Genomic DNA, 25,185 nt, shown 5'->3' on the forward strand with positions numbered 1-25,185 from the left:
CGCGTGTTGGCGTGCGGGGACTCGCGTACGGGCCTGTGTACGGGGCCTGCGTACGGAGACACACGAGCCGCCCTGCTCCCGTTGCGTACCCGGGAACAGGGCGGCTGCTCCGTCTCGTGACTGCCATGACTGCTGCGACTCTCGTGACTCCGGTGGCGCTCGCGACCGTTCAGCCGCTGGTCAGGCTCGCCCCGTGCCAGCGGCGCAGGCGGGCCCGGGCCCGGGTGAAGGCGCCCTCCGCGGCCTTGATGGAGATGCCCAGGCGGCCCGCGGCCTCCCGGGTGCTGGTGCCCTCGATACGCGCCAGGATCACCTCGCGCTCCTGGCCCTCCAGGCGCTGCACCTGCTGGAGCATCCAGGCGCCCTCGGCCGCCGCGCAGGCCGCCTCCTCCGGCCCCGAGGCGGTCTCCGGCACGAAGGAGTGCTGGTAGAGGAGCTTGCGGGTGCGCTCCCTGCGCCGGTAGACGTCCACGCACAGGCGCAGCGTGATCGAGGTGAGGAAGGGACCGACGCGCTCCTCGTCCAGGTCGCGGTAGTCCGCGGCCCGCAGCAGCGCCTCCTGTACGCAGTCCTCGACGTCCTGATGCCCGGTCAGCCGCAGCCGGGCCAGCCGGTACAGCCGCTCACGGTGCGGCAGCAGCAGCTCCCAGCGCTCGGCGGCGGGAGACTCGTCCGTACTACTCAGCACTGGTGCAGATCACCCCGCCCGGGTGAGACCTCCACCGGCACCGCGTTGAAGACCGCGTTGCCCGAGAGGGGGTCGACGACCAGCTCGTCGGTGAGAGCGTTCACATTCACCCCCGGCGCCTTCGCCGCATGCGCCATCCGCGTGCCGTCCCGGCCGTGGCCCCAGCCGTGCGGCAGGCTCACCACTCCCGGTCCGACCCGGTCGGTGGGCTCGGCGAGCGCCACTACCGCGCCCGCCCTGCCCCGTACCGTCACCTCGTCGCCGGGCCCGATGCCGAGCCGGCGCGCGTCCTCCGCGTTGATCTCCAGGGCGCAGTGGTTGGTGCCGCCGGAGAGCGCGGCGATGTTGTGCGTCCAGCTGTTGGTCGAGCGCAGATGGCGCCGGCCCACCAGCAGGAAGCTTCCTGCACCGCGTTCGCGCTCCGCCGCGAGGAACTCCACCAGGCGGGGCAGGTCGCCCGCCACCGGCTCCGGGAAGAGCGCCACCCGCGACTCGGCGCCCACGATCTCGTCGAGTTGGGGGCGCAGCGGCCCGAAGTCCATGCCCTCCGGCCGCTCCCGCAGCACCGCCAGGTTCACCCCGTCGGGACGCAGACCGAAGGCGTCACCGAAGGCGCCGAGCCGCAGCATCAGGTCGATCCGCCGCTCCGTGCTGTCCTCGCCGGTCAGCTGCGCCTTCAGCTCGGCGGGGTCGCGGCCCGCCAGCGGTGAGCCCGGCGCCGCGACCACGGCGCCCAGGATCTTGTCGATGATCAGTGAGTCCAGGGAGGCCGGATCCGCCTCGGGCCCCGCCCCGGAGAGGATGAGGGTCAGCTTGGCGAGGATCTCCGCCTCGCTCGGCCGGCCCTCCTCGCGCGGCAGCAGCGGGGGCGAGTAGCGGGCCACCCGGCGCACCGCGAGCCGGGAGAGCACGATGTCGAAGTGCTCCGACTCCAGTACGCGCGGCGGCGGCAGGATGACATGCGCGTGCCGCGTCGTCTCGTTGACGTACGGGTCGACCGCCACCATGAAGTCCAGGTCCGCGAGCGAGCGTTCCAGACGCTCGCCGTTGGGCGCGCCGAGCACCGGATTGCAGGCGATGGCCACCAGGGCACGCACCTGCCCCTCGCCGGGGGTGTCGATCTCGTCGGCGAGGGTGGCCGCCGGGAGCTCGCCGAGCACCTCCGGGAGCCCGCGCACCCTGCTGTGCCAGCGGCCGAGGGCGAGCGGCCCCGTCGGGCGCAGCGCGTTGTGCTGCGCCTCGCCGAACATCGCGCCGCCGGGCCGGTCCAGGTTGCCGGTGAGGGCGTTGACCACGTCCACCAGCCAGCTGGCCACGGTGCCGAACGCGACGGCGGTGGTGCCCATCCGCGCGTACACGGCGGCCGAGGGCGCGGCGGCCAGCTCCCGGGCGAGTCCCCGGACGGTGCCGGGGGTCGTACCGCACACCTCCGCCACCGCCTCGGGGCTGAACTCCTCGGCCGCTTCGCGGAGTTGCTCCTCACCCGCGTAGCGCTCGGGGTCGAGGGGAGCGGTCAGCCCCTCGTCGAAGAGCGTGTGCACGAGGGCGAAGAGCAGCAGCGCGTCGGTCCCGGGACGTATCGTCACGTGCTGGTCCGCGACCTCCGCCGTACGGGTGCGCCGCGGATCGACCACCACGAGCCGCCCGCCGCGCGCCTTCAACGCCCGGATACGGCCCGGCAGATCGGGCACGGTCCACAGGCTGCCGTTGGACACCAGCGGATTGGCGCCGAGGATCAGCAGATGGTCGGTGCGGTCGATGTCGGGGACCGGAATCGCCCAGGGGTCGCCGAACATCAGGCCCGCCGAGACGTTCTTGGGCATCTGGTCGACCGTGCTGGAGCTGTAGACGTTGCGGCTCTGCATGGACTGGCGCATCGCGGCCACGTGGAGCGGGATGCCCACCGTGTGGATCACGGGGTTGCCGTAGTACAGCGCCACCGCGTCCTTGCCGTGCTGCTCGGCCACCCGGCCGAGGCCCCGCGCCACTTCGGCGAAGGCCTCGTCCCAGGTGACCTCGGCGAACCGGCCGTCCGGCTGCCGGACCAGGGGCGCGTGGCACCGCTCGGGGTCCTGGTCGATCTCGCCCAGGGAGATCCCCTTGGGACAGGCGTACCCCTTGCTGAACACGTCGTCCCGGGCGCCGCGCACCTTGACGACGCGTCTGCCGTCGAGGTCCACCGTGAGCCCGCAACCCGCCTCGCACAGCGGGCAGATGCGGTGGTGGCGGGTGGTTCCGGTCACCATATGACGGGGATCTCCTCATAGCCGCCGAGGGCGGCGGTCATCCGCCAGCGCAGGTCCTCGGCGTCGACGTGCAGGCGCAGGGTGGGGAAGCGGGTGAAGAGCGACTTCATGGCGATCTGGATCTCGGCGCGCGCCAGCGCCGAACCCGCGCAGAAGTGCGTGCCGTAGGCGAAGCCGATGTGCTTGTTGTCCTTGCGGTGGACGTCGAAGGTGTCCGGGTCCTCGAACACGGAGTCGTCGCGGTTGGCGGCGCTGATCGGCGCGATCACCGCGGAGTTGGCCGGGATCGTGGTGCCGGAGAGCTCCACGTCCTCCAGCGTGATCCGGATGAAGGTGCCGTCGCCCGGGGTGACCATGCGGATGATCTCCTCGCACGCCTGGTCCATCAGGGACATGTCCTGCTGGATCAGGGCCAGTTGCTCCGGGTTGCGCAGCAGCAGCACCACGCCGCCGCCGGTGACGGTCACCGTGGTGTCGTGCCCCGCGAGCAGGAACATGACGCCGGTGCTGATCAACTCCTCGTGGGTGATGGTCTGTTCGTTGTCCATCGAGTGGACCAGCTTGCTCAGCAGGTCCTCACCGGGCTTCTCGCGCTTCTGGGCGGCGAGGTCGGCGATGTAGTTCCGCATCTCCGTGTTGGAGCGCACGATCTCTTCGGCCGTGTACTTGGTCAGCGACATGAAGTGGTCGCACCAGGCGCCGAAGAGGTGCTGGTCCTCGTACGGGATGCCGAGCAGCTCGCAGATGACCTGGAGGGCGAGGGGGCGGGCCAGGGTCGCGTTGAGGTCCACTGGGCCGGTCATCTCGGCCATGTCGTCGAGGAGCCGGTCGACGATCTCCTGGATGCGCGGGCGCATGGCCTCCGCGCGGCGCGGCGAGAACTCACGGTTCGTCAGGTTCCGCAGCACCGAGTGGCGCGGCGGGTCCATGCTGATCAGGCTGGACGAGTCGGGCTCGACCAGCTGCGCACGCGGAGCACCGTCGCGGAAGAGCGCCTCACGGCTGAACCGGGGATCCGCGAGCACCGTCTTCACGTCCTCGTAGCGGGTCACCAGCCAGGCCGGGTGCCCGGTCGGCAGAGCGATGGGGCAGACCGGCTCCTCGGCCCGCAGCTGCGCGTACTGGCACGGGGGCTCGTTGGGCGAGGTACGCGGAATCGGGTACGTGTACTTCGGCTCGTGGGCGGCCGGTTGCTCAGCCTTCGTCGTCTCCGCCATTGGTGGGTACTTCCCTTCACTCGGATGAACTCGTCGGACACCGGCCGTGCTTCTCCGCTGCGCACTGTCCTTCTCCGCGGCGCTCAGGAATTCCTTTCCGCTCCCTCTTCGACGGGCGTGAAGCTGTGGCGCAGAGCGGTATTCGAGCCTGCGCGGGGCAGTGTCTCCACGACGGTCGACGACCGTTTGCGTGGAGCGGCTTCGGATATCTCTCCGGGCGTACGTACCCAGGCACGATTACGGTGTCAGACTGCTCTGGAAGTCCGCTTACAAGCCGCTGAGATGGACGTCTCAGCGACACCTTCTCCCTGGTCAACGCCGGGCCCATGCCTGTGCGACACGCCCCTCACCCCTCTGCAAGGACCACGAAAACGGGCCCTCGGTCCGGTGCCGGAGACATCGTTCACCGTGCGTCGCGGGGGCTGTCCGGTGCCGGACAGTGAGGCACGGAGAGCGGAAAGGACGAGGGGAAACGGCGGGTGCGCGGGGGCGGATCGCGGAATTCCGGTCGGTGGGGGATGGGGCGGGGCGGGGGTGGTCGGGAGGGGAGAACGGGGGCAATGCGCGGAGGGAAAACAGGCCGTACGGAAGCGCGTCGAACAGCTCCCGCACCCCCCGAGACTTTCGCCGACCCGGACGGCACATTCACCGTGCGCGGGTCGTGCTCGTCCCGCCTGCGCAGGACGTACCCGACGACCGCCTACCCACGGGTCCGCCCGGCTCCGGCCGCACGCTGTCCGTCACCGGCACCCAGATCGGCGGTCCCTTCGGCACTCCGTCGCCGTCGCCGTCATAGAGAAGACGCCCTGACCGTGGTCGGTTCAAGGAACTCGAGCCGATTGCCCAGCTTGTCGAACGCGTGGAAGCGGGTGTGGCCAGGAAGGTTGTCATCCCAGGTGACGGTCACGCCATGGCCTTCCAACCGCTTGGCGAGCGCTGGGAGCGAGGTCACCAGGATGCCCGGATGCGCCTTCCGGTTCGGGCGGAAGTCCTCTTCGACCCCCAAGTGGACCTCCAGGCCACCCCCGCCGAACCAGCACCCACCGCGAGCCGCCAGCGCCGGCGGCTTCTCGAGCTCTGTCATGCCGAGGATGCCTCCCCAGAACTCGCGGCAGATGTCCTCAGCGCCCGGAGGGATCGGAAGCAGCACGTGATGCAGGCCGTCCAGGGAGTACCCGAGCGTTCCCAGAGCCACGTCTCCTCCTCCGCCAATAAATCTTGACATCAAGATAATGAGAGCCGGGCGGCCCTGGCAAGGGTGCGGACTTGGCGGGGGGGGGCGTGGTGGATTCCGGCGCGGGCGGGACGGACGACACCGACGATCACACCTACCGCCACCGGCCCGGGCCACTCCCGTGTGCGCGGAGAAGCCGCAGCCCCGGCCCGGGCCGCGCCGCTCGCCGCTGCCGGGCTGCGATACTGCGCCCATGGTGAACCGACTGGCCGACTCGCAGTCGCCCTATCTCCTCCAGCACGCCGACAACCCCGTCGACTGGTGGCCATGGGGAGAGGAGGCGCTGGCCGAAGCGAGACGCCGGGATGTGCCCGTGCTGCTCAGCGTCGGCTACTCCGCCTGCCACTGGTGCCACGTCATGGCCACCGAGAGTTTCGAGGACGCGCAGACCGCCGCCTATCTCAACGAGCACTTCGTGAACGTGAAGGTGGACCGGGAGGAGCGGCCCGATGTCGACGCGGTCTATATGGAGGCCGTGCAGGCGGCGACCGGGCAGGGCGGGTGGCCGATGACGGTGTTTCTGACGCCGGAGGCGCGGCCCTTCTACTTCGGTACGTACTTTCCGCCGGAGCCGCGGCACGGCATGCCCGGTTTCCGGCAGGTGCTCGACGGGGTCAGCCAGGCCTGGCGGACCCGGCGCGGGGAGGTGGACGAGGTCGCCGTGAAGATCGTGGAGGACCTGTCCGAGCGGGAGATCTCCTACGGCGACGGCACCGCGCCCGGCCCCGAGGAGCAGGCGGCGGCGCTGCTCGCGCTCACCCGGGACTACGACACCGCGCACGGCGGCTTCGGCGGGGCGCCCAAGTTCCCGCCGTCCATGGTCGTCGAGTTCCTGCTGCGCCACCACGCGCGTACCGGTTCCGAGGGCGCGCTGCAGATGGCCGAGGACACCTGCGAGGCGATGGCCCGCGGCGGGATCTACGACCAACTCGGCGGCGGATTCGCCCGGTACAGCGTGGACCGGGAGTGGGTGGTGCCGCACTTCGAAAAGATGCTCTACGACAACGCCCTGCTCTGCCGCGCCTACGCGCATCTGTGGCGGTCCACCGGCTCCCCGCTCGCCAAGCGCGTGGCGCTGGAGACCGCCGACTTCATGGTCCGCGAACTGCGCACCGCCGAGGGCGGGTTCGCCTCCGCGCTCGATGCCGACAGCGAGCCCGCCGACGCGCCCGAGGGCAGCCACGCCCACGAGGAGGGCGCCTACTACGTATGGACGCCGCAGGAGTTGCGGGCCGCCCTCGGGGACAAGGACGCGGTCTTCGCCGCCGAGTACTTCGGGGTGAGCGTCCAGGGCACCTTCAGCGAGGGCGGCAAGGGCGCCTCGGTTCTCCAACTGCCGCGCAAGGACGGCCTGATGGCCGAGGCGGGGCAGATCGAGTCGATCCGGGAGCGGCTGCTCGCCGCCCGCGCCGAGCGTCCCGCCCCCGGCCGCGACGACAAGGTGGTCGCCGCCTGGAACGGCCTCGCCGTCGCCGCCCTCGCCGAGACCGGCGCCTACTTCGACCGCCCCGACCTGGTGGAGGCCGCGGTCTGCGCCGCCGACCTGCTGGTACGGCTGCACCTGGACGAGCAGGCGCGACTGACCCGTACCTCCAAGGACGGCAGGGCCGGTACGAACGCGGGGGTCCTGGAGGACTACGGGGACGTGGCCGAGGGCTTCCTCGCGCTGGCCGCGGTGACGGGGGAGGGGGTCTGGCTGGAGTTCGCGGGCTTCCTGCTCGACCACGTGCTCGGCCAGTTCGCGGACGCGGACTCCGGCGCCCTCTTCGACACCGCGACGGACGCCGAGGAACTCATCCGCCGCCCGCAGGACCCCACCGACAACGCCACCCCCTCCGGCTGGACCGCCGCCGCGGGCGCCCTGCTCTCGTACGCGGCGCAGACCGGCTCCGCGGCCCACCGCACCGCCGCCGAACGCGCCCTCGGGGTGGTCCGGGTGCTCGGCCCCCGGGTGCCGCGCTTCATCGGGCACGGGCTCGCGGTGGCCGAGGCGCTGCTCGACGGCCCCCGCGAGATCGCCGTGGTCGGCGGCAGCGGCGGCGAACTCCACCGCCTCGCACTGCTCGGCACCGCGCCCGGAGCGGTCGTCGCCGCGGGCGGCCCCGGCAGCGGGGAACTCCCCCTGCTCGCCGACCGGCCACTGGTCGACGGCGCCCCGACCGCGTACGTCTGCCGGGGCTTCGTCTGCCAGGCACCGACCACGAGCGCGGCCGTACTGGCGGAGCAGGTGGGGGCACGGGAGACGGCGGAGGGCTGAGGGGCTCTCGGCCGGAGGCGGGTTGCGCGCGGGAGTACCCGCGTTCGCCGATGGACTGACGGACTGACGGACTGACGGACTGACGGACTGGGGGACTGCCGAGAGCTGGGCGGGGCCGGCGGCCGAAGGGGCTCCGAGCGCGGCGTCCCGCGTTCGGCCGAGGCGCGGACTGCGCGCAGGCGTTGGGCCGAGAGGCCCCGGGCGCGCAGCCGGCCGAGGTCTGCGCGCGCCCCGCTGTCTCTGGCCGGAGAGCTCGGAGCTTCCCGCGTTCGGGGCCGACGGGCTTCAGTGGACGGCGAGGGCTGAGCGAGTGGCCAGCCCCACGGCCCACCCCCTCAACCGAACTCCGCCACCGCCCCCGCCACGATCGACTCCAGTTGCTCGTGATGGGCGCCGCGCCAGTACACCCGTGCGCAGGCCGTGCACTGGGCGAAGACCTCGTAGCCGCTGCGGGTGCCGCCCTCCAGGCGGTCGGCGACCTCCTCCTTGCGGGCCGGGCGGAGCAGGCCGTTGCAGGCGGTACAGCGGGTCCAGGGGGCGAGGCGGGGGGTGAAGCGGCCGAGTACGTCGCGGAGTTGCTCCTCGGGGCGGTCGCTGTAGACGTAGGCGCCGGCCCAGAGTTCGCGGCGGCGCAGCAGGCCGCGGTCCCGGCTGAGCAGGACCCGGCGCTCGGTGGCGGAGCGGGCGGCGAGGGCGGGGTCGCCGATGTCCTCGGACTCGTACGCGGCGTCCACGCCGAGCAGCCGCAGCCGCCGGGCCAGCGTGCCGAGGTGGACGTCGAGCAGGAAGCGCAGCGGGGCGCCCGGCAGGTGCTGGGGGCGGGTGACGGCGCGTACCTCGATGTGCTCCCCGGCGGCGGGTACGTGGGAGGGCTCGACCGGGCGGCCGTCCACGAGCAGGGTCCCGGCCTCGGTGAGCGGTACCCCGGCCGATTCGACGACATGGCCGAGGGTGGAGACGCCGTCGGTGCGCAGCGCGGTGGTCCCGGCGCGGCGGTGGTGCGGCACGAACAGGGCCAGCTCGGGGGCGAATTGGATGTGGATCTCCGGTCCGTTCACCGGGCCAGGATGACATGCCGCGGCCCCGGTGGCCGGGGGATTTCCCGCCGGTCGCCGGGGCCGCCGGGTGCCGCTCAGGCGTGCTGGTAGGCCACCAGGGAGATGCCCACGTAGTGCACGACGAAGGCCGCGAGGGTGAAGGAGTGGAAGACCTCGTGGAAGCCGAACCAGCGCGGGGAGGGGTTCGGGCGCTTGACGCCGTAGATGACGCCGCCCGCGCTGTAGAGGAGGCCGCCGACGACCACCAGGACCAGGACGGCGATGCCGCCGGTCCGCATGAAGTCGGGGAGGTAGAAGACGGCCGCCCAGCCCATCGCGATGTAGCAGGGGGTGTAGAGCCAGCGCGGGGCGCCGACCCAGAAGACCCGGAAGAGGATGCCCGCCGCGGCGGCCGCCCAGATCCCCCAGAGCAGCCACTGCCCCTTGCCGCCGGGCAGCAGCAGGATCGTCAGCGGGGTGTAGGTGCCCGCGATGATCAGGAAGATGTTGGCGTGGTCGAGCCTGCGCAGCACGCCGTCGGCGCGCGGGCCCCAGTTGCCGCGGTGGTAGAGGGCGCTGACGCCGAAGAGCAGGCAGGCCGTCAGGGTGTAGATGCCGCAGGCGACCCGGCCCCGCGGGGAGTCGGCCAGCGCGGTGAGGAAGAGGCCCGCGACGACCACGGCCGGGAACATGCCTGCGTGCAGCCAGCCGCGCAGATGCGGCTTGAGCATGGCGGCGGTCTGGAGGGCGGCGGTCTTGGCCGCGGAGTCGGTGGACTGCCCGTCGGTCGGGGCGGGACGGGGGGCCTCGGTCGTCCCGGGCGAGTCTGAGGCGGGAGAGCTCATAGGGCGATCGTACCTACGGCACCGTAAGTCAGCGGTATGCGCGTCTCGGTGATCTGAGTGAAGTGGTGATGCTCACTCCGCTCAAGTGTGACGCCCTCTGGACAGATGAACACGTCCGTCGCATGATCTCAAATGAGAGCAGGCGGCACCGGATGAGCGGTCACGAAGCGTCCGGGTCGCGGCCCCCACGGGGCACTCATCTCCACAACGGGGCACTCACCCTCAAAATCCCTCACTTAGGAGCAATCGTGGCGCGCGACATCGCGGCTCCCACCGTCCCCACCCGTCATCAGGGCCTCATCACCTGGGTGAACGAGATCGCCGAACTGACCCAGCCGGACAAGGTGGTCTGGTGCGACGGAACCGAGGCGGAGTACGAGCGCCTCGCCGAAGAGCTCGTGGCCAAGGGCACCTTCAGAAAGCTGGACCCGGTCAAGCGCCCCAACTCCTACTACGCCGCCTCCGACCCGACCGACGTCGCCCGCGTCGAGGACCGGACCTTCATCTGCTCGGCGAAGGAGGAGGACGCGGGCCCGACCAACCACTGGAAGGCGCCCGCCGAGATGCGCGAGGTCTTCCAGGGCAAGGACGGCAAGGGGGGCATCTTCCGCGGCTCCATGCGCGGGCGGACCCTGTACGTCGTCCCCTTCTGCATGGGCCCGCTGGGTTCGCCGCTGTCCGCGCTGGGCGTCGAGATCACCGACTCCGCCTACGTCGCCGTCTCCATGCGCACCATGACCCGGATGGGCCAGGAGGTCCTCGACCAGCTCGGTGAGGACGGCTTCTTCGTGAAGGCCGTGCACACCGTCGGCGCCCCGCTCGCCGAAGAGGACGAGGACGTGCCGTGGCCGTGCAGCACCACCAAGTACATCTCGCACTTCCCCGAGGACCGCGAGATCTGGTCCTTCGGCTCCGGCTACGGCGGCAACGCCCTGCTCGGCAAGAAGTGCTACGCGCTGCGCATCGCCTCGGTGATGGCCCGCGACGAGGGCTGGCTCGCCGAGCACATGCTCATCCTCAAGCTGACCCCGCCGCAGGGGGAGTCGAAGTACGTGGCGGCGGCCTTCCCGTCCGCCTGCGGCAAGACCAACCTCGCGATGCTGGAGCCGACGATCTCCGGCTGGACCGTCGAGACCATCGGTGACGACATCGCCTGGATGCGCTTCGGCGAGGACGGCCGCCTCTACGCGATCAACCCGGAGGCCGGCTTCTTCGGCGTCGCCCCCGGCACCGGCGAGCACACCAACGCCAACGCGATGAAGACGCTCTGGGGCAACTCGGTCTTCACCAACGTCGCGCTCACCGACGACAACGACGTGTGGTGGGAGGGCATGACGGAGGAGACCCCGGCCCATCTGACCGACTGGAAGGGCAACGACTGGACCCCCGAGTCCGGCGTCCCGGCCGCGCACCCGAACGCCCGCTTCACCACCCCGGCCGCGCAGTGCCCGATCATCGCGCCGGAGTGGGAGAGCCCCAAGGGCGTGCCGATCTCGGCGATCCTCTTCGGCGGGCGCCGGGCCAGCGCGGTGCCGCTGGTCACCGAGTCCTTCGACTGGAACCACGGGGTCTTCCTCGGCGCGAACGTCGCCTCCGAGAAGACCGCCGCCGCCGAGGGCAAGGTCGGCGAGCTGCGCCGCGACCCCTTCGCGATGCTGCCGTTCTGCGGCTACAACATGGGCGACTACATGGGCCACTGGGTCGACGTCGCCAAGGGCAAGGACGCCGCCAAGCTGCCGAAGATCTACTACGTGAACTGGTTCCGCAAGAACGAGGACGGCAAGTTCGTCTGGCCCGGCTTCGGCGAGAACAGCCGCGTACTGAAGTGGATCGTCGACCGGCTCGACGGCCGCGCCGAGGGTGTCGCCACCCCGATCGGCGTGCTGCCGACCAAGGCCGCCCTGGACACCGAGGGCCTCGACCTCTCCGAGTCCGACCTGGAGTTCCTGCTCACGGTCGACAAGGAGGTCTGGCGCGAGGAGGCCTCCCTGGTCCCCGAGCACCTGAACACCTTCGGTGACCACACGCCGAAGGAGCTGTGGGACGAGTACCGGGCCCTGGTGGAGCGCCTCGGCTGAGTCCCGCTCCTGCCGAGCGGCTGTACGTGCGCGGCCCCGCCGGTCTTCCGGCGGGGCCGTGGGCGTGTGCGTACGGGAGCCGGACCCAGGTGGGGGAGCGGGACGTCAGGCCGCTGCGGGGCGGAGTGCGGCGAGGGCCGCGGTGTGCGCGTCCATCCGCTCGGCGGCGAGGATCGCGGCCGCGGTGTCGGCCCGGGAGGCGGCGACGACCAGGGCGCGGCCCGCGAGGGTGTGGGCGCGGTGGTGCAGCGAGGCGGTGTCGCCCTCGCCGGGGCCCGCGTGCCGGACGGGCGGGGCGCCGCGGAGCCGGGTGAGCTGCTCGGCGATGCGCGCGGCGGCGCTCTCGTCCCCGAGCTCGTCGGTGACGGCGAGCAGGGCGGCGAGGTGCCCGGCGAGCTGGATGTCCAGCTCCTCCTCACGGCTGCGGTGGGGGTAGGCGTCGTCCTGCCCGCCGGCCATCGAGTGGACCGACTTGGTGCGGATCGGGTCGTACATGGATGGCCTCCCAGACTCTTCGGCCCAGCTTCTCCGGCTCGGAACTCTTCGCCCGGACTCTCCGGCCCGAAGCCTTCAGGACGTCATCTTAGCTTGGATTGAGTCTAAAGTTGAGGGGTGTCGGAGAGTGGGGGTGCGGAATCCCGTAGTAGTCAAGAGGGCGGGCGGGAGCGGGCGGCGAACAGCGTGGGCTGCCCACGCATCACCGGCGGCGGGACGATGGACGGTACGGACGACCGCGCCGCCGTCCGCCGGGCAGGGAGCGGCGGCCGGGGGAGGCGCGGTCCGCGGAGCGGCGAGGTGTGGTCCCATGCGGATGCTGCTGATGGCGCAGATGGACACCGAGAAGGCGAGCGGGGCGATCGAGAGCGGCTCGCTGCCCGAGATCATGCAGGCGACGATGGACCAACTCAAGCCGGAGGCCGCCTACTTCGTGGCCCTCCAGGGCAAGCGCACGGCGCTCATGTTCTTCGACCTGGAGCATGCCTCCGACATCCCGTCGATCGCGGAGCCGCTCTTCGGGCGGCTCGGCGCGCAGCTCACGCTGGTGCCCGCGATGGACTTCGACGATGTCAGCTCCGGGCTCGGCCGCCTGGGCTGATCAGGGCGCGCCCGTACGAACCGGCCTTCCTGGCCGCCGAGTTGAGCGAGCGGTACGTCCGCGGGGCGGGCCCCTCAGTGCTGCCCGTACCCGTCCAGGAAGCGGCCGATCCGGGTCACCGCGTCGGTGAGGTCGGCGGCGGTGGGCAGGGTGACGATGCGGAAGTGGTCGGGCTCGGGCCAGTTGAAGCCCGTACCGTGCACCACCATGATCTTCTCGGCGCGCAGCAGGTCGAGGACCATCTGCCGGTCGTCCTTGATCTTGAAGACCTTCGGGTCCAGGCGCGGGAAGAGGTAGAGCGCGCCCTTCGGCTTGACGCAGCTGACCCCGGGGATCTGCGTGAGCAGCTCGTACGCGGCGTCCCGCTGCTCGATGAGGCGCCCGCCCGGCAGGACCAGGTCGCTGATGGTCTGCCGCCCGCTGAGCGCGGCGACCACCCCGTGCTGGCCCGGCATATTGGCGCACAGCCGCATATTGGCCAGGATCGTCAGGCCCTCGATGTACGAGTCGGCGTGCTGGCGCGGTCCCGAGACGGACATCCAGCCGACGCGGTAACCGGCCACCCGGTACGCCTTCGACATGCCGTTGAAGGTCAGCGTGAGGAGGTCGGGGGCGATGGCGGCGGTGGGGGTGTGGACGGCGTCCTCGTAGAGGATCTTGTCGTAGATCTCGTCGGAGCAGACCAGGAGGTTGTGGCGGCGGGCGATGTCGGTGAGCGAGCGGAGCATCTCCTCGCTGTACACGGCGCCCGTGGGGTTGTTCGGGTTGATGATCACCAGTGCCTTGGTGCGGTCGGTGATCTTCCGCTCCAGGTCGGCGAGGTCGGGCATCCAGTCCGCCTGCTCGTCGCAGCGGTAGTGCACCGCCGTGCCGCCGGACAGCGAGACGGCGGCGGTCCACAGCGGGTAGTCCGGGGCCGGGACGAGGACCTCGTCGCCGTCGTCGAGCAGCGCCTGCATCGCCATGACGATCAGCTCGGAGACGCCGTTGCCGATGAAGACGGACTCCACGTCGGTCTCGATGCCGAGGGTCTGGTTGTGCATCACCACCGCGCGGCGGGCGGCGAGCAGGCCCTTCGCGTCGCCGTAGCCGTGCGCCCCGGAGAGGTTGCGGAGCATGTCCTCCAGGATCTCCGGCGGGCACTCGAAGCCGAAGGCGGCCGGGTTGCCGGTGTTCAGCTTGAGGATCCGGTGCCCCGCCGCTTCCAGCCGCATCGCCTCTTCGAGAACCGGGCCGCGGATCTCGTAGCAGACGTTGGCGAGCTTGGTCGACTGGATGAGCTGCATGTCCGTGAGGATACGGGCCGGTAACGCACGGCGCTCCGTGTTTTGCGCCACCCGGGAACCGGGGCGGGCGCCCGCCGGGCCCGGTCCGGCGGCACCGGCCGAAGCTGTTCGCTCACATGTTCGGTTCTCGGGTTAGCCTGGAGCCATGGAGCACCTCCAGGCCTCCCTCTTCGACCAGGGCGACGAGATCCGGCAGGCCCCCCCTGACCGGCCTCGCGCGCACCGAGCTGTCCCGCGGCGCCTGGATCGAGGAGCTGCCCGGCTGGCTCGGCGGCGCGGACGCGCTCTTCGCGCGGCTGCGGGCTGAGGTGCCCTGGCGGGCCGAGCGCCGCCGGATGTACGAGCGGACCGTGGACGTCCCGCGGCTGCTCTGCTTCTACGGCGCCGGGGAACCGCTGCCGCACCCCGCGCTCACCGAGGCCCGCGAGGCCTTGAGCGCCCACTACCTGGCCGAACTCGGCGAGCCCTTCGTCACCGCCGGGCTCTGCCTCTACCGCGACGGCCGCGACAGCGTGGCCTGGCACGGCGACCGTTCCGGAAACCCCCGGCGGGGCTCGCGCGGTCCGGACCCCGAGGGCCGCGGCGCCCGCGAGGACACCCTGGTCGCCCTCCTCTCCCTCGGCGAACCCCGCGATCTGCTGCTGCGCCCCCGCGGCGGCGGCCGCACCGCGCTGCGCCGCCCGCTGGGCCACGGCGACCTCCTGGTCATGGGCGGCTCCTGCCAGCGCACCTGGGAACACGCGGTACCCAAGGCGGGCGGGGCCAGAGGACCGCGGATCAGCGTCCAGTTCCGGCCACGCGGGGTGCGCTGAGTCCACCGCCGCGAAGCCCGGCACCCGACGCCCGCGCTCAGCCTCCGGCCGCCGGCAGGGAGCACCCCTCAGAAGACGGCAGGGCGCCCCCTCAGAAGAACGTGCGGATGTACTCCACCACCGTGCCCCCGCGCCGTACCACCGGGATCAGCGGCCACTTCTCGAAGACCGTGCACGGATGCGAGAGCCCGAGCGCCACCCAGTCGCCCACCTCGATCTCACTGCCCGGAGCGGTACGCAGCCAGGCGTGCTGGTCCGAGAGCCTGCTGACCTCGATGCCCTCGGCCGCGCGCTCCGCACCGTCCCGCGCCGAGCGCACGAGCAGCGGAACCGGCAGCCCCATGTCGTACGAGACATCCCGCTTGCCCGCGTTGAGGAAGGCCTGCTCGGGGGTGGGCCGGGAGACGACCTGGGCCCACAGCCGCAGTGCGGGCCGCAGCGCGCCCTCCTCGGGGATCCGGTTGAAGGGGGTGGACTCCTGGTAGCGGCCGTCGTCGTGGGTCACATAGGCGCCGGAGCGCAGCACCTTGCGCACCGGGCGGGACAGGGCGGGCAGCCGGGCGAAGGCCGCCGCGACCGCGTCGAACCAGGAGCTGCCGCCCGCGCTCACCACGATCTCCTCGGCCCCGGCGAACAGCCCCTCGCCGTCCAGGAGTTGGGCCAGGCCAAGGAGCCGGTCCAGCCAGGCGCGTACCGTCGCGGGGCCCGCCCCGGGCAGGTCGGCCTCGTATCCGGCGACACCGGCGAGCCGCAGGGTGCCGGTCGCCGCTACGGCGCGGGCCACCGTGAGCGCCTCCGCCTCGCCGCGTACGCCGGTGCGCGCCTCGTCCCCGGCGGCCAGCTCGACCATCACCTCCAGGGGGCGGTTCCGGCCGCGCAGGGCCTCGTCCATCAGGGCGACGCCGCGCACCGAGTCGACGTAGCAGAGCAGGCGGAAGCCGGGGTCGCGGTCGAGTTCGGCGGAGAGCCAGTGCAGCGCGGCGCGGTCCACGACCTCGTTGGCGAGCAGGACCACCGGCGCCCCGAACTCCCGTGCCACGCGCACCTGGTGGGGTACCGCGAGGGTGATCCCCCAGGCGCCGTGCGCGAACTGGCGCTGGAACAGCTGCGGCGCCATGGTGGTCTTGCCGTGCGGGGCGAAGGAGAGTCCGTGCCGGGCGGCGTAGCCCTCCATCAGGCGGAGGTTGTGCTCCAGGTCCTCGGCGGAGAGCGTGAGGACGGGGGTGGTGAAGCCGCCGGTGTACAGATTGCGCTGCTGCGCCGCGAGTTGGCCCGTCAGCAGGCCCTCGGCGTCCGGCGGCAGCCCCTTGAACCGGTGGTCGACCGGCTCCTCGGCGAGCCGCGCGAGCCTGCCGGTGTCCATCCTCGTGGGGCGGCCGGTGTCCATGCGTCCCTCCAGGGCGGGGAGTTGGTGTCCGCGGGCCCAACGGCCGCGGCGGGGACGGGGATTCACGACCCCGGCCCGGGTGCGTCCGCAAACCGCAGGCGTCCGCGCGCCGTCCCTGCCCTGCGCGCCGGGGCGGCAAACACCCGCCCACCTCGGAGGAAAGCATGCGCGCCCCCTTGTGCGCCCGCGGGATGTGCGCTTTCTTCCTGCGCATGGCGGAGACGACGAACAGCACAGGCGCACCCCCTCCCGGCGAGTCCGAATCGGTGCCGCGCAAGTCCAGTTGGAAGTACATCGGGCCCGGCATCGTGGTCGCGGCCACCGGTGTGGGCGCCGGGGACCTGGTGGCCACCCTGGTCGCGGGCAGCAGCTTCGGCTACACCCTGCTGTGGGCGGCCGTCGTCGGCTGCCTGGTCAAGATCTCGCTCGCGGAGGCCGCGGGCCGCTGGCATCTGGCCACCGGCCGCACCCTCTTCGACGGCTGGGCCTCTCTCGGCCGCTGGACCACGGTCTTCTTCGTCGTCTACGTCGTCATCTGGGGCTTCGTCTACGGCGCCGCGGCGATGTCGTCGAGCGCGCTGCCCCTGCAGGCGCTCTTCCCGGACGTGTTCCCGGCCGACTGGTCGATCAAGCCCTGGGGAGTGCTCTGCGGGATCGTGGGCCTGGTCTTCGTCTGGTTCAACAAGTACGAGGTCTTCGAGAAGGTGATGACCGTCCTCGTCGGGGTGATGTTCGTGGTCACCGTCTACCTGGCGATCCGCGTCACCCCCAACCTCGGCGAGGCCTTCGCCGGACTGCTGCCCGTCCTGCCCGACGAGAAGGACTCCGTCCTCAACACCCTCGGCCTGATCGGCGGCGTCGGCGGCACCATCACCCTTGCCGCGTACGGGTACTGGGTCAACGCCAAGGGCTGGACGCACACCGGCTGGATGAAGGTGATGCGCCTGGACAACCGGGTCGCCTATGTCACCACCGGCATCTTCGTCGTCGCGATGCTCTTCGTCGGCGCCGAGCTGCTGCACTCCTCGGGCACCGCCATCTCCAGCGGCGACAAGGGCCTCATCGACCTGACCAAGGTCCTGGAGGACGAGTACGGCAACGCCACCGCCAAGCTCTTCCTGGTCGGCTTCTTCGCCACCTCCTTCACCTCGCTGATCGGCGTCTGGCACGGAGTGAGCCTGATGTTCGCCGACTTCGTGGCCCGCTACCGGCGCGCCCCGGGCGAGGCGGCCACCGCCGAGGAGGTCGCCACCGGGCGGCGCGAGAAGTCCTGGGCCTTCCGCGGCTATCTGCTCTGGCTGACCTTCCCGCCCATCGTCCTGCTCTTCCAGGGCCAGCCCTTTCGCCTGGTCATCCTCTACGGCGTCCTCGGCGCCGCCTTCATGCCCTTCCTCGCCCTCACCCTGGTCTGGCTCCTCAACTCCAGCCGTACGCCCGGCGAATGGCGCAACGGGCGGCTCAGCAACGCCATGCTGGTCCTCGCGGGCCTGCTCTTCGTGGTGCTGTGCGGGCAGCAGATCTGGGACCAGCCGTGGTCGGAGTTCTTCTAGCCGGGCGCCCCTGTTCTCCCGCCGGTGCGTCCCCGTCTCTGGTACATCGCCCGCCCCATGGCTAGTTTTGGTGTGCTCATGAGGATCCCGTCCCGCCGGAGTCGCCAGTGAACCGCCGCTCGATGCCCGCCGCCGTGCTGTCCGCGGCCGCGGCCCTGTTGCTGACTGCCTGCGGCAGCGGCGACGACAGCAAGGACGACGACATCGCCGGAGCCGACAAGGGCAGCGGGAAGCCGGCCTCGGCGTCACCGACTCCGGGCGAGCAGGCCCGGCGGCCTGCCGTCAGCCTGCCCTCGGGGGCCGAGAACGTCTTCGAGGACCGGAAGACCGGGGACTCCGCCAAGGACGCCGTACTGGCCGACAACGCCCGCTACGTGGACGCCGTCGACGACTCGATCTTCCGGGGCGCCGTGAACGGAAAGGTCCTGAACTTCTACGCCACGGGCAGCGCCCTGGAGTCCTCGGTCGAGTACATCCGCGGGTACACCGAGGACGGTGACGCCTGGCAGGGCACGACCCGCTACTTCGACCGGCGGGTGGCCTCCCTCAAGGGCGCGTCGGCGACCGTCACCTACTGCGCCGACGAGAGCAGGTCCTTCATCAGGAACCGCAAGAGCGGCAAGGTCGACCGGACGCCCACGACCAAGGACAGCTACGTCCTCTACAACACCAGGCTCGTGCGGAACGCGCAGGGCGTATGGCAGACCACCAAGGTGATCTCGGAGCGGGGAGCCGACACATGCCGGCCATGAGCAGATGGCACAGGGCGATCGCGGTCGTCTCGCTGACCGGCCTCGCCGTCGCGGTACCGGGGGTCGCCCAGGCGGGCGGCCGCGGCGGTCACGGCAATGTCGGCGGGACCCGGCAGGGCGGCGGCGCCGGTGGCGACGGCACCCTGTCGGCCACCGCCGGGGGCATCGTCTGGGACCGCTCCCACAACGGCACCGGCAAGAAGGTCAGCGCGGTCACCCCGCTCGGCGACTGGAACCCGCCCGCCTGCTGGTACGCGCCCGCCTACACACCGGAGCAGCTGCGGAAGAAGCTGGAGCCGATCTGGGGGGCCGGTTCCACCGGCGCCGAGTGGGACTCCTCGCAGCGCGACCGGTACGTCAACGGCAAGCCCTACCAGGACTTCAACAAGAAGAAGGCCGGGAAGGGCTTCTGGTGGGACAGCTTCGTCGCCGAGGGGCGGGCGGCCGATCCCGGCGCGGCCGACTGCGACAAGCCGTACTTCTGGGTGGACAAGGGCGATCCGCCCCCGGCCGACGTCCCCGAGGCCCTCACACCCGAGATGCTCGCCAAGCTCGCCTACCGCGAGATCCGGGTGCCCGGCACCGAGGTGGAACTGGCCCCCGCCGACAGGACCAAGGTGAATCTCCCCACCTGGGCCTGGCTCGACAAGGCCGAGTTCAAGCCGGTCTCGGTCACGGCCTCGGTCCCCGCCCTGGACATCCGGGCCACCACCACCGCCGAGCCGGTCTCCCTGAAGATCGAGCCGGGCACCGAGGACGCCGTCCTGCACCCGGCCTCCGGTACGTGCCCGATCACGGACGGCCGGATCGGCACCCCGTTCACCAAGGGCAGCGCCCAGAAGAAGCCGCCGTGCGGACTGACCTACCTCCGCTCCTCCGGCGGGGACGCCTACACCCTCCGGGCCACCCTCACCTGGAAGATCCACTGGACCGGCACCGGCGTACCCGGCGGCACCCTCCCCGACGGCGCCTTCGGGGCCGAGCAGGACATCACCGTCCAGGAGATCCAGTCCGTCAACCGTTAGGACCCTCTCCTCGGGACCGCCAGGCCCTCTCCTCGGCACCGGCAGGGGAAGATCTCCCCAACTCGGGTGTTGAGCCGCCCCCTGCGTGGATATGGTGCAGATGCAGGAGACAGCGCGAGGGGCGAGGGTGAGGCGGGCTCGGGCCCGGCCGTGAGCAGGGATGGGGGTGCGCGGGTGCCGACCGCCATAGCCGTCACCAGTGCGGACCTGGTACTGCCGTCGCTGGACCGGCACACGCCCTCCGCCGCCGTGCTGCAGTCCGCCGTACGCGCGCCGAGGTCCGCCAAGTCGGCCGCCCTCGCGAGGAGTTCGTCCGGGCACGGCAGGAGTTCCGCCGGGCACGGCAGGGGGCACCCGGCCGAGGCGGACGCCTACTCCCTGGACCAGTCCCTCGCGGAGATGCACACCCTCCTCGACCACCACGGCTATGTGATCGTGCTGTGCCCCAAATCCGCGCCCGTCCGGGTGGCGCACCGGCTGCACGCCGTGCGGTCGATACTGGAGACCGACCGGATCGCCCTGCTGCGCCCCGAGCTGCCGCCGCTCGGACTCGCCGTACTCGCCTTGCAGCTGCGGCAGTTGAGCGTCTGCGACTTCAGCCCCGGGGTGCTCGCCTCGGCCGCCCGGCTGCTCTCGCACTACATCTACGCCGGGGCCGTGCTCGGTTCGGTCTCCCGGCTCGACCGGGTGCCGGTGGGCCTCGGCTCGCACGCCCGGTCCTGGGTGCCCGGCTCGCAGTTCGCGGTCCTGGCCACGCCCGAGCCCGAACTCCTGCGGCTGAACCCGCAGAAGGCCGAGGCCCCGGCCGTCCCCGCCGGGCCCGCCTTCGGTACCCGGATGGTGGTCGCCCCGGGCCAGCTGCCCGCGGACTGGGTCACCGGCACCCTCGCCCCGGCCTGGCAGGTGCAGGGCGTCACGCACGCCCGGCAGCCCGCCGCCTCCGCCGAGTGGTGGGGGACCGCGAAGCTCGCCGAGTTCGCCGCCGCCATCCCGGACATCTCCGTGCTCTACCAGCTGGTGTCCTCGGTGCGCCGGGAGCGCTGCCACTGGTGCGGGCTCGAACTCATCGGCGACCGCTGCGGGTTCTGCGCCGCGCCGCTGCCGCCGCCACCCGAGCTGACCGCCCCCGCCGCCCGTGCCCTCACCGCGGGCGCGGGCTGAGGGCGAAGCGGTGCCCCGTCCCCCGTACACGTCCCCGATCGAGGTAGTCCGGCCATGAACTCACGCCAGCGACGCGGCGTCATCCTGCTGGTGGTCTCCGTGCTGTGTGCCGTCGGCGCCTTCGCCGGTGTCCTGTCGGTGATCCGCGACGTGAACTCCAAGGTCGGCCCCGAGGTGAGCGCGTACCGGCTGAAGAGCGATGTGGCCCCCTACAAGGAGCTGGAGGCCGGGCAGTTCGAGAAGGTCGAGATGCCCGAGCGGTGGCTCTCGGACACCGCGGTGCGCAGCCTGCGCCAGATACGCGGGAAGATCGCCGTCACCACCCTGCGCAAGGGCTCGCTGCTGCAGACCGACATGCTGGTCGGGCGGCCCGAACTCAAGCCGGGGCAGCAGGAGATCGCCATCATGATCGACGCCTCCACCGGTGTCGCGGGCAAGATCGACCCGGGCGCGGAGGTCAACATCTACGCCACCTTCAAGGCCGAAGACGAGCGCCAGAAGGACCAGTCGAAGATCATCGTGGAGCGGGCCCGGGTGATCGACGTCGGCAAGCTCACCCCCTTCGACCGCGACCAGGACGACCGCCGCCGCGAGCAGAACGAGGCGGTGCCGATCACCTTCGCCCTCGACGCGGGGGACGCCCAGCGGGTCGCCTACGCCGAGTCCTTCGCCACCCACGTACGGCTGGCCCTGGTGGCGCAGGGCGGGGACTCCGCGGTGCCGCCGGGCGACCGTTCGTACACCCTAGACGAGGACAAGTAGGCCCGGACATGGTCGAGTTGGGCGCCAGGCGCGAGAAGAGGCCGATCCGGGCACACCGGCGGGCGAGAGGGCGGGCGGTCCCGGGACCGGCCGCCGCGAGGAGGCCGTCATGAGCATCCGTGTGCACTCCGCGGTGCCCGACCCGGAGTCGGCCCGCGCGCTGTCGACCCTGCTCGGGCAGCTGGCCGACACCGAACCCGCCCTGCCCGTACCGGACTCGGCCACCCTGGTGGACACCCTGGACCGGCTCGCCGCCGAGTCCCTGGACGAACTGCCCGAGGTCGTCCTCGTCCACGAGCGCATCGGCCCGGTGCCCGCGCTCGACCTGATCCGCGACCTCGTGCTGCGCTACCCCGCGGTCGGCATCGTCCTGGTCACCGCCGACACCAGCGCCGGGGTGCTCACCGCGGCGATGGACTCCGGCGCCCGCGGCATCGTCACCCTGCCGCTCGGCTACGAGGCCCTGGCCGAACGCGTGCAGGCCGCGGCCTCCTGGTCGCTCGGCATGCGCCGCCACCTGGGCACCGGCGCCGAGCCCGCCCTCACAGGACCGGGCGGCCAGGTGGTCACCGTCAGCGGCGCCAAGGGCGGCGTCGGCACCACCCTCACCGCCGTCCAACTCGCCCTCGCCGCGCAGCACTCGGGCCGCTCGGTGGCGCTGCTCGACCTCGACCTCCAGTCCGGCGACCTGGCCTCGTACCTCGATGTGCAGTTCCGGCGCTCCATCGCCGACCTCGCCGCCATCGCGGACATCACCCCCCGGGTCCTCCAGGACGCCGTCTACACCCACGAGAGCGGACTCGCCCTGCTGCTCGCCCCCGCCGAGGGCGAACGCGGCGAGGAGGTCACCGACCGGGTGGCCCGCCAGGTGCTCGCCGCCCTGCGCAGCCGCTACGACCTCGTCCTGGTGGACTGCGGCTGCCAGCTGAACGCCGCGGGCGCCGTCGCCGTCGAAGTCGCCGACCAGGCACTGCTCCTGGTCACCCCGGACGTGGTCGCGGTGCGCGCCGCCAAGCGCACGGTACGGCTCTGGGACCGGCTCCAGGTCCGCAAGGCCGAGGACACCGTCACCGTCCTCAACCGCCACTCCCGCGGTACGGAGATCCAGTCCTCCCTGGTCGAACGCGTCACCGGCACCCGGGTCGCCCGCACCACCGTCCCCGCGCACTTCAAGGAGCTCCAGTCCGCGGTCGACGCCGGACGCCTCCAGGACCTCGACGACCGCTCCACGGTGAAGCAGGCCCTCTACACCCTCGCCGGTGAACTCGGCCTCGCCACCGCCGAGGCGCCCGCGGCCAAGCGCCGCACCGGCGGCGCGCTCGCCCTGCGCAAGCGGGAGAGCCGGGGCGACCGGGGCGCGGTCACCCTCGAATTCGCGGGCATGTTCCCGATCCTGCTCACCCTCCTGACCATCCTGTGGCAGTGCGCCCTGTACGGGTACACCTACTCGCTGGCCGGGAACGCCGCCGACGAGGGCGCCCGCGCCGCCACCGCGGCCGCCGTCTCCGGCGCCGACCCCGGGGCCGCCTGCGCCCGCGCCGCCCGCGCCCATCTGCCGGAGGCCTGGCAGGACGCGGCGGTCGACTGCACCGACGAGGGCACCGTGTGGAAGGCCCAGGTGGACGCCAAGGTCCCGCTCTTCCTGCCCGGCTTCGACGCGGGCTGGGAGGTCTCCGGCGAGGCGGGCGCGGCCCATGAGGGCGAGGACTGAGGACCGGGGTGCCGGAGAAGTGATCGATGTGAACGAGAGGGGACGGCCGGGGAGATGAGAGGAGGGGCTGATGCGATGGCCGCACGGTGACCGGCGGGTACGCCCGCGGGGTCCGGCGGGTGCCCGGCGCCGGCGCCCGCTCGACGACCGCGGTGTCTCCATGCTGGAGTTCGCGGGCTTCCTGCCGATCCTGCTGCTCGTCGGGATGGCCGCCATCCAGCTCGGCCTGGTCGGCTACTCGGCCAACCAGGCGGGCTCCGGGGCACGGGCCGCCGCCCGGGTCGCCTCCCAGGACGGGCCGGGCCAGGCCGCCGGGTACGCCGCGATGAGCGACTGGCTGGACGCCCAGGTGAACGTGGTGGGCGGCGGCGAGACCACCACCGCCACGGTGACCGTCCAGGTGCCGACCCTGCTGCCCTTCGTGGACACCGACTGGAGCGTCTCCCGCAGCGTGACCATGCCCGACGACGACTAGTGCCACCATGGCCGAGGACCACCGGCGCCACCGCGCCCGAGGACGACCGGCCCGCCGCCGGACGTCATCATGGTTCCGGCAGCGGACCAACCGTACGAACGCAGAAGGGAGTTGAGCCGAGGATGAGCCTGAGGTCCCGTATCGCGCAGCCCGAGGAGGGCGGCGGACCCGGGCGCGAGGACGGGCGGCTCGTGGCCGCCTACCGCGCCAAACTCCTGGAGGAGATCGACCTCGCGGAGATGTCCTCGCTGACCGCCGCCGAACGCCGCGCCCGCCTGGAACGCGTCCTCGGCCATCTGATCAGCCGCGAGGGCCCGGTCCTGTCCACGGCCGAGCGCACCCAGCTGATCCGCCGCGTGGTCGACGAGGCGCTCGGACTCGGCGTCCTCGAACCGCTGCTCGCGGACGCCTCCATCACCGAGATCATGGTCAACGGGCCGGACGCCGTCTTCGTCGAACGCTCCGGCCGCGTCGAGCAGTTGCCGCTGCGCTTCGCCTCCGACGAGCAGCTCCTGCAGACCATCGAACGCATCGTCTCCACCGTCAACCGCCGGGTGGACGAGTCGAATCCGATGGTCGACGCCCGGCTGCCCACCGGCGAACGCGTCAACGTCATCATCCCGCCGCTCTCGCTGACCGGGCCGACGCTCACCATCCGCCGCTTTCCGCGCGCCTACACCCTCACCGAGCTGATCGGCCTCGGCTCCCTCGACGAGCAGATGCTCCTGCTGCTCGCCGCCTTCGTCCGCGCCCGCTTCAACCTGATCGTCTCCGGCGGCACCGGCTCCGGGAAGACCACCCTGCTCAACGCCCTGTCCGGGCTCATCCCGGACCAGGAGCGCATCATCACCATCGAGGACTCCGCCGAACTCCAGCTCCAGCAGGAGCATGTGATCCGCCTGGAGTCCCGGCCGCCCAACGTCGAGGGCAAGGGCCAGGTCACCATCCGCGACCTGGTGCGCAACTCGCTGCGGATGCGCCCCGACCGCATCATCGTCGGCGAGGTCCGCGGCGGCGAGACCCTCGACATGCTCCAGGCCATGTCCACCGGCCACGACGGCTCGCTGGCCACCGTGCACGCCAACACCGCCGACGACGCCCTGATGCGCCTGCAGACCCTCGGGTCCATGTCCGAGGTGCAGATCCCCTTCGAGGCGCTGCGGGACCAGATCAACTCCGCGGTGGACGTGGTCGTCCAGCTCGCCCGGCACGTGGACGGCTCCCGCAAGATCTCCGAGGTCGCCCTGCTCGTCTCGCACGGCCGCGAGGAGTTCCGGATGGTGCCGGTCAGCCGCTTCCTCGCCCGCCCGATGGGCGCCGACCGGCTGGTCCACGGCCACTTCGAACACCTGCCGCTGCCCCGCGAGACGGCCGAGAAGCTCCACCTCGCGGGCGAGGCGGTACCGCCCGCCTTCGGCATCGGCGGCCGGGGCGAACCGTATCCGCCCCGCCCGCCGCACGCGCAGGGGCCGTACCCGCCGAGGCAGGCGATCGGATGAGCACCTACGCCGCCGCCCGCGGGACGCGGCCCCGTCCGCGTGCCCTCGGCCGCCGCGCCCCCACCGA

20 protein-coding genes and 1 pseudogene are annotated in these 25,185 nt (G+C 72.0%); 12 read left to right on the plus strand and 9 right to left on the minus strand.

Annotated features, from left to right (window positions below; genetic code table 11):
* Window positions 1–169: 169 nt before the first annotated feature.
* From MID12_RS21785 to MID12_RS21800, 4 genes are all read right to left on the minus strand, one after another.
* Window positions 170–688, minus strand: coding sequence for an RNA polymerase sigma factor (locus tag MID12_RS21785; protein WP_040253214.1), 519 nt, complete (start codon window positions 686–688; stop codon window positions 170–172).
* The gene (locus MID12_RS21790) at window positions 682–2,934 is read right to left on the minus strand and encodes a molybdopterin-dependent oxidoreductase (protein ID WP_263170100.1); all 2,253 of its coding nucleotides are present in this window, start codon (window positions 2,932–2,934) and stop codon (window positions 682–684) included. Before MID12_RS21790 ends, MID12_RS21785 begins: the two co-directional genes overlap by 7 nt.
* Complete coding sequence (locus MID12_RS21795; RefSeq protein WP_263170101.1) at window positions 2,928–4,151, minus strand: cytochrome P450; 1,224 nt, start codon at window positions 4,149–4,151, stop codon at window positions 2,928–2,930. The genes MID12_RS21790 and MID12_RS21795 overlap by 7 nt, the downstream gene beginning before the upstream one ends.
* A gap of 790 nt (window positions 4,152–4,941) precedes the next feature.
* Complete coding sequence (locus tag MID12_RS21800) at window positions 4,942–5,346, minus strand: glyoxalase (protein WP_263170102.1); 405 nt, start codon at window positions 5,344–5,346, stop codon at window positions 4,942–4,944.
* A 232-nt stretch (window positions 5,347–5,578) separates the two neighbouring features.
* On the opposite strand from MID12_RS21800, the gene MID12_RS21805 reads away from it, so the two are divergent.
* Entirely contained in the window at window positions 5,579–7,642 is a 2,064-nt protein-coding gene (locus tag MID12_RS21805; RefSeq protein WP_263170103.1) for a thioredoxin domain-containing protein, read from the plus strand.
* A 335-nt stretch (window positions 7,643–7,977) separates the two neighbouring features.
* Here MID12_RS21805 and MID12_RS21810 read toward each other — a convergent pair whose 3' ends face one another.
* On the minus strand, window positions 7,978–8,700 hold the full coding sequence (locus MID12_RS21810; protein ID WP_263170104.1) for a Mut7-C ubiquitin/RNAse domain-containing protein: 723 nt from the start codon (window positions 8,698–8,700) through the stop codon (window positions 7,978–7,980).
* A 74-nt stretch (window positions 8,701–8,774) separates the two neighbouring features.
* Window positions 8,775–9,524, minus strand: coding sequence for a PAQR family membrane homeostasis protein TrhA (gene trhA, locus MID12_RS21815; RefSeq protein ID WP_411576989.1), 750 nt, complete (start codon window positions 9,522–9,524; stop codon window positions 8,775–8,777).
* A 248-nt stretch (window positions 9,525–9,772) separates the two neighbouring features.
* Here trhA and MID12_RS21820 point away from each other — a divergent pair, with 248 nt between their 5' ends.
* Window positions 9,773–11,602 carry a phosphoenolpyruvate carboxykinase (GTP) gene (locus MID12_RS21820; RefSeq protein WP_263170105.1) on the plus strand — a complete coding sequence of 610 codons (1,830 nt, stop codon included), beginning with the start codon at window positions 9,773–9,775 and terminating at the stop codon, window positions 11,600–11,602.
* A gap of 105 nt (window positions 11,603–11,707) precedes the next feature.
* Here MID12_RS21820 and MID12_RS21825 read toward each other — a convergent pair whose 3' ends face one another.
* Window positions 11,708–12,097 (minus strand): hypothetical protein, encoded by a 390-nt coding sequence (locus tag MID12_RS21825; protein ID WP_040253232.1) that lies wholly within the window; start codon window positions 12,095–12,097, stop codon window positions 11,708–11,710.
* 310 nt (window positions 12,098–12,407) lie between these two features.
* Here MID12_RS21825 and MID12_RS21830 point away from each other — a divergent pair, with 310 nt between their 5' ends.
* Window positions 12,408–12,698: a hypothetical protein gene (locus MID12_RS21830; protein WP_040253235.1), complete on the plus strand. Its 291-nt coding sequence runs from the start codon at window positions 12,408–12,410 to the stop codon at window positions 12,696–12,698.
* A gap of 74 nt (window positions 12,699–12,772) precedes the next feature.
* On the opposite strand, the gene MID12_RS21835 is transcribed toward MID12_RS21830, so the two are convergent.
* The gene (locus tag MID12_RS21835) at window positions 12,773–13,984 is read right to left on the minus strand and encodes a pyridoxal phosphate-dependent aminotransferase (RefSeq protein ID WP_263170108.1); all 1,212 of its coding nucleotides are present in this window, start codon (window positions 13,982–13,984) and stop codon (window positions 12,773–12,775) included.
* 145 nt (window positions 13,985–14,129) lie between these two features.
* Here MID12_RS21835 and MID12_RS21840 point away from each other — a divergent pair.
* A pseudogene (locus MID12_RS21840) lies at window positions 14,130–14,796 on the plus strand (alpha-ketoglutarate-dependent dioxygenase AlkB).
* Between the two features lie 91 nt (window positions 14,797–14,887).
* Here the strand turns inward: MID12_RS21840 and MID12_RS21845 are convergent.
* The gene (locus MID12_RS21845) at window positions 14,888–16,183 is read right to left on the minus strand and encodes an amino acid deaminase (protein ID WP_263170109.1); all 1,296 of its coding nucleotides are present in this window, start codon (window positions 16,181–16,183) and stop codon (window positions 14,888–14,890) included.
* Between the two features lie 212 nt (window positions 16,184–16,395).
* On the opposite strand from MID12_RS21845, the gene MID12_RS21850 reads away from it, so the two are divergent.
* From MID12_RS21850 to MID12_RS21885, 8 genes are all read left to right on the plus strand, one after another.
* Window positions 16,396–17,733 (plus strand): Nramp family divalent metal transporter, encoded by a 1,338-nt coding sequence (locus tag MID12_RS21850; protein WP_040258038.1) that lies wholly within the window; start codon window positions 16,396–16,398, stop codon window positions 17,731–17,733.
* Window positions 17,734–17,840: 107 nt separating this feature from the next.
* Window positions 17,841–18,485, plus strand: a complete 645-nt coding sequence (locus tag MID12_RS21855; RefSeq protein WP_040253242.1) for a hypothetical protein — start codon at window positions 17,841–17,843, stop codon at window positions 18,483–18,485.
* Entirely contained in the window at window positions 18,473–19,510 is a 1,038-nt protein-coding gene (locus tag MID12_RS21860; protein ID WP_263170116.1) for a hypothetical protein, read from the plus strand. Before MID12_RS21855 ends, MID12_RS21860 begins: the two co-directional genes overlap by 13 nt.
* A gap of 174 nt (window positions 19,511–19,684) precedes the next feature.
* Window positions 19,685–20,671 (plus strand): hypothetical protein, encoded by a 987-nt coding sequence (locus MID12_RS21865; RefSeq protein WP_263170118.1) that lies wholly within the window; start codon window positions 19,685–19,687, stop codon window positions 20,669–20,671.
* Between the two features lie 54 nt (window positions 20,672–20,725).
* Window positions 20,726–21,433 (plus strand): Flp pilus assembly protein CpaB, encoded by a 708-nt coding sequence (cpaB, locus tag MID12_RS21870; protein WP_040253246.1) that lies wholly within the window; start codon window positions 20,726–20,728, stop codon window positions 21,431–21,433.
* Between the two features lie 109 nt (window positions 21,434–21,542).
* Window positions 21,543–23,144: a CpaE family protein gene (locus MID12_RS21875; RefSeq protein WP_040253247.1), complete on the plus strand. Its 1,602-nt coding sequence runs from the start codon at window positions 21,543–21,545 to the stop codon at window positions 23,142–23,144.
* Between the two features lie 70 nt (window positions 23,145–23,214).
* Complete coding sequence (locus tag MID12_RS21880; RefSeq protein WP_397913993.1) at window positions 23,215–23,619, plus strand: TadE family protein; 405 nt, start codon at window positions 23,215–23,217, stop codon at window positions 23,617–23,619.
* A 122-nt stretch (window positions 23,620–23,741) separates the two neighbouring features.
* Window positions 23,742–25,118 carry a CpaF family protein gene (locus MID12_RS21885; RefSeq protein WP_078845166.1) on the plus strand — a complete coding sequence of 459 codons (1,377 nt, stop codon included), beginning with the start codon at window positions 23,742–23,744 and terminating at the stop codon, window positions 25,116–25,118.
* Window positions 25,119–25,185: the final 67 nt, after the last annotated feature.

The organism is Streptomyces sp. SCSIO ZS0520 (assembly GCF_025643355.1).
In the GTDB taxonomy this organism is placed as follows: Bacteria; Actinomycetota; Actinomycetes; order Streptomycetales; family Streptomycetaceae; genus Streptomyces; species Streptomyces physcomitrii.

Excerpts from the sequence above, each read along its gene's own strand:
- MID12_RS21825 (WP_040253232.1), bottom strand. The coding sequence starts at position 12,097 with ATGTACGACCCGATCCGCACCAAGTCGGTCCACTCGATGGCCGGCGGG.
- MID12_RS21860 (WP_263170116.1), top strand. The coding sequence starts at position 18,473 with ATGCCGGCCATGAGCAGATGGCACAGGGCGATCGCGGTCGTCTCGCTG.
- MID12_RS21885 (WP_078845166.1), top strand. The coding sequence starts at position 23,742 with ATGAGCCTGAGGTCCCGTATCGCGCAGCCCGAGGAGGGCGGCGGACCC.
- MID12_RS21845 (WP_263170109.1), bottom strand. The coding sequence starts at position 16,183 with ATGGACACCGGCCGCCCCACGAGGATGGACACCGGCAGGCTCGCGCGG.
- trhA (WP_411576989.1), bottom strand. The coding sequence starts at position 9,524 with ATGAGCTCTCCCGCCTCAGACTCGCCCGGGACGACCGAGGCCCCCCGT.
- cpaB (WP_040253246.1), top strand. The coding sequence starts at position 20,726 with ATGAACTCACGCCAGCGACGCGGCGTCATCCTGCTGGTGGTCTCCGTG.
- MID12_RS21790 (WP_263170100.1), bottom strand. The coding sequence starts at position 2,934 with ATGGTGACCGGAACCACCCGCCACCACCGCATCTGCCCGCTGTGCGAG.
- MID12_RS21875 (WP_040253247.1), top strand. The coding sequence starts at position 21,543 with ATGAGCATCCGTGTGCACTCCGCGGTGCCCGACCCGGAGTCGGCCCGC.
- MID12_RS21795 (WP_263170101.1), bottom strand. The coding sequence starts at position 4,151 with ATGGCGGAGACGACGAAGGCTGAGCAACCGGCCGCCCACGAGCCGAAG.
- MID12_RS21850 (WP_040258038.1), top strand. The coding sequence starts at position 16,396 with ATGGCGGAGACGACGAACAGCACAGGCGCACCCCCTCCCGGCGAGTCC.
- MID12_RS21835 (WP_263170108.1), bottom strand. The coding sequence starts at position 13,984 with ATGCAGCTCATCCAGTCGACCAAGCTCGCCAACGTCTGCTACGAGATC.
- MID12_RS21830 (WP_040253235.1), top strand. The coding sequence starts at position 12,408 with ATGCGGATGCTGCTGATGGCGCAGATGGACACCGAGAAGGCGAGCGGG.
- MID12_RS21880 (WP_397913993.1), top strand. The coding sequence starts at position 23,215 with ATGCGATGGCCGCACGGTGACCGGCGGGTACGCCCGCGGGGTCCGGCG.
- MID12_RS21805 (WP_263170103.1), top strand. The coding sequence starts at position 5,579 with ATGGTGAACCGACTGGCCGACTCGCAGTCGCCCTATCTCCTCCAGCAC.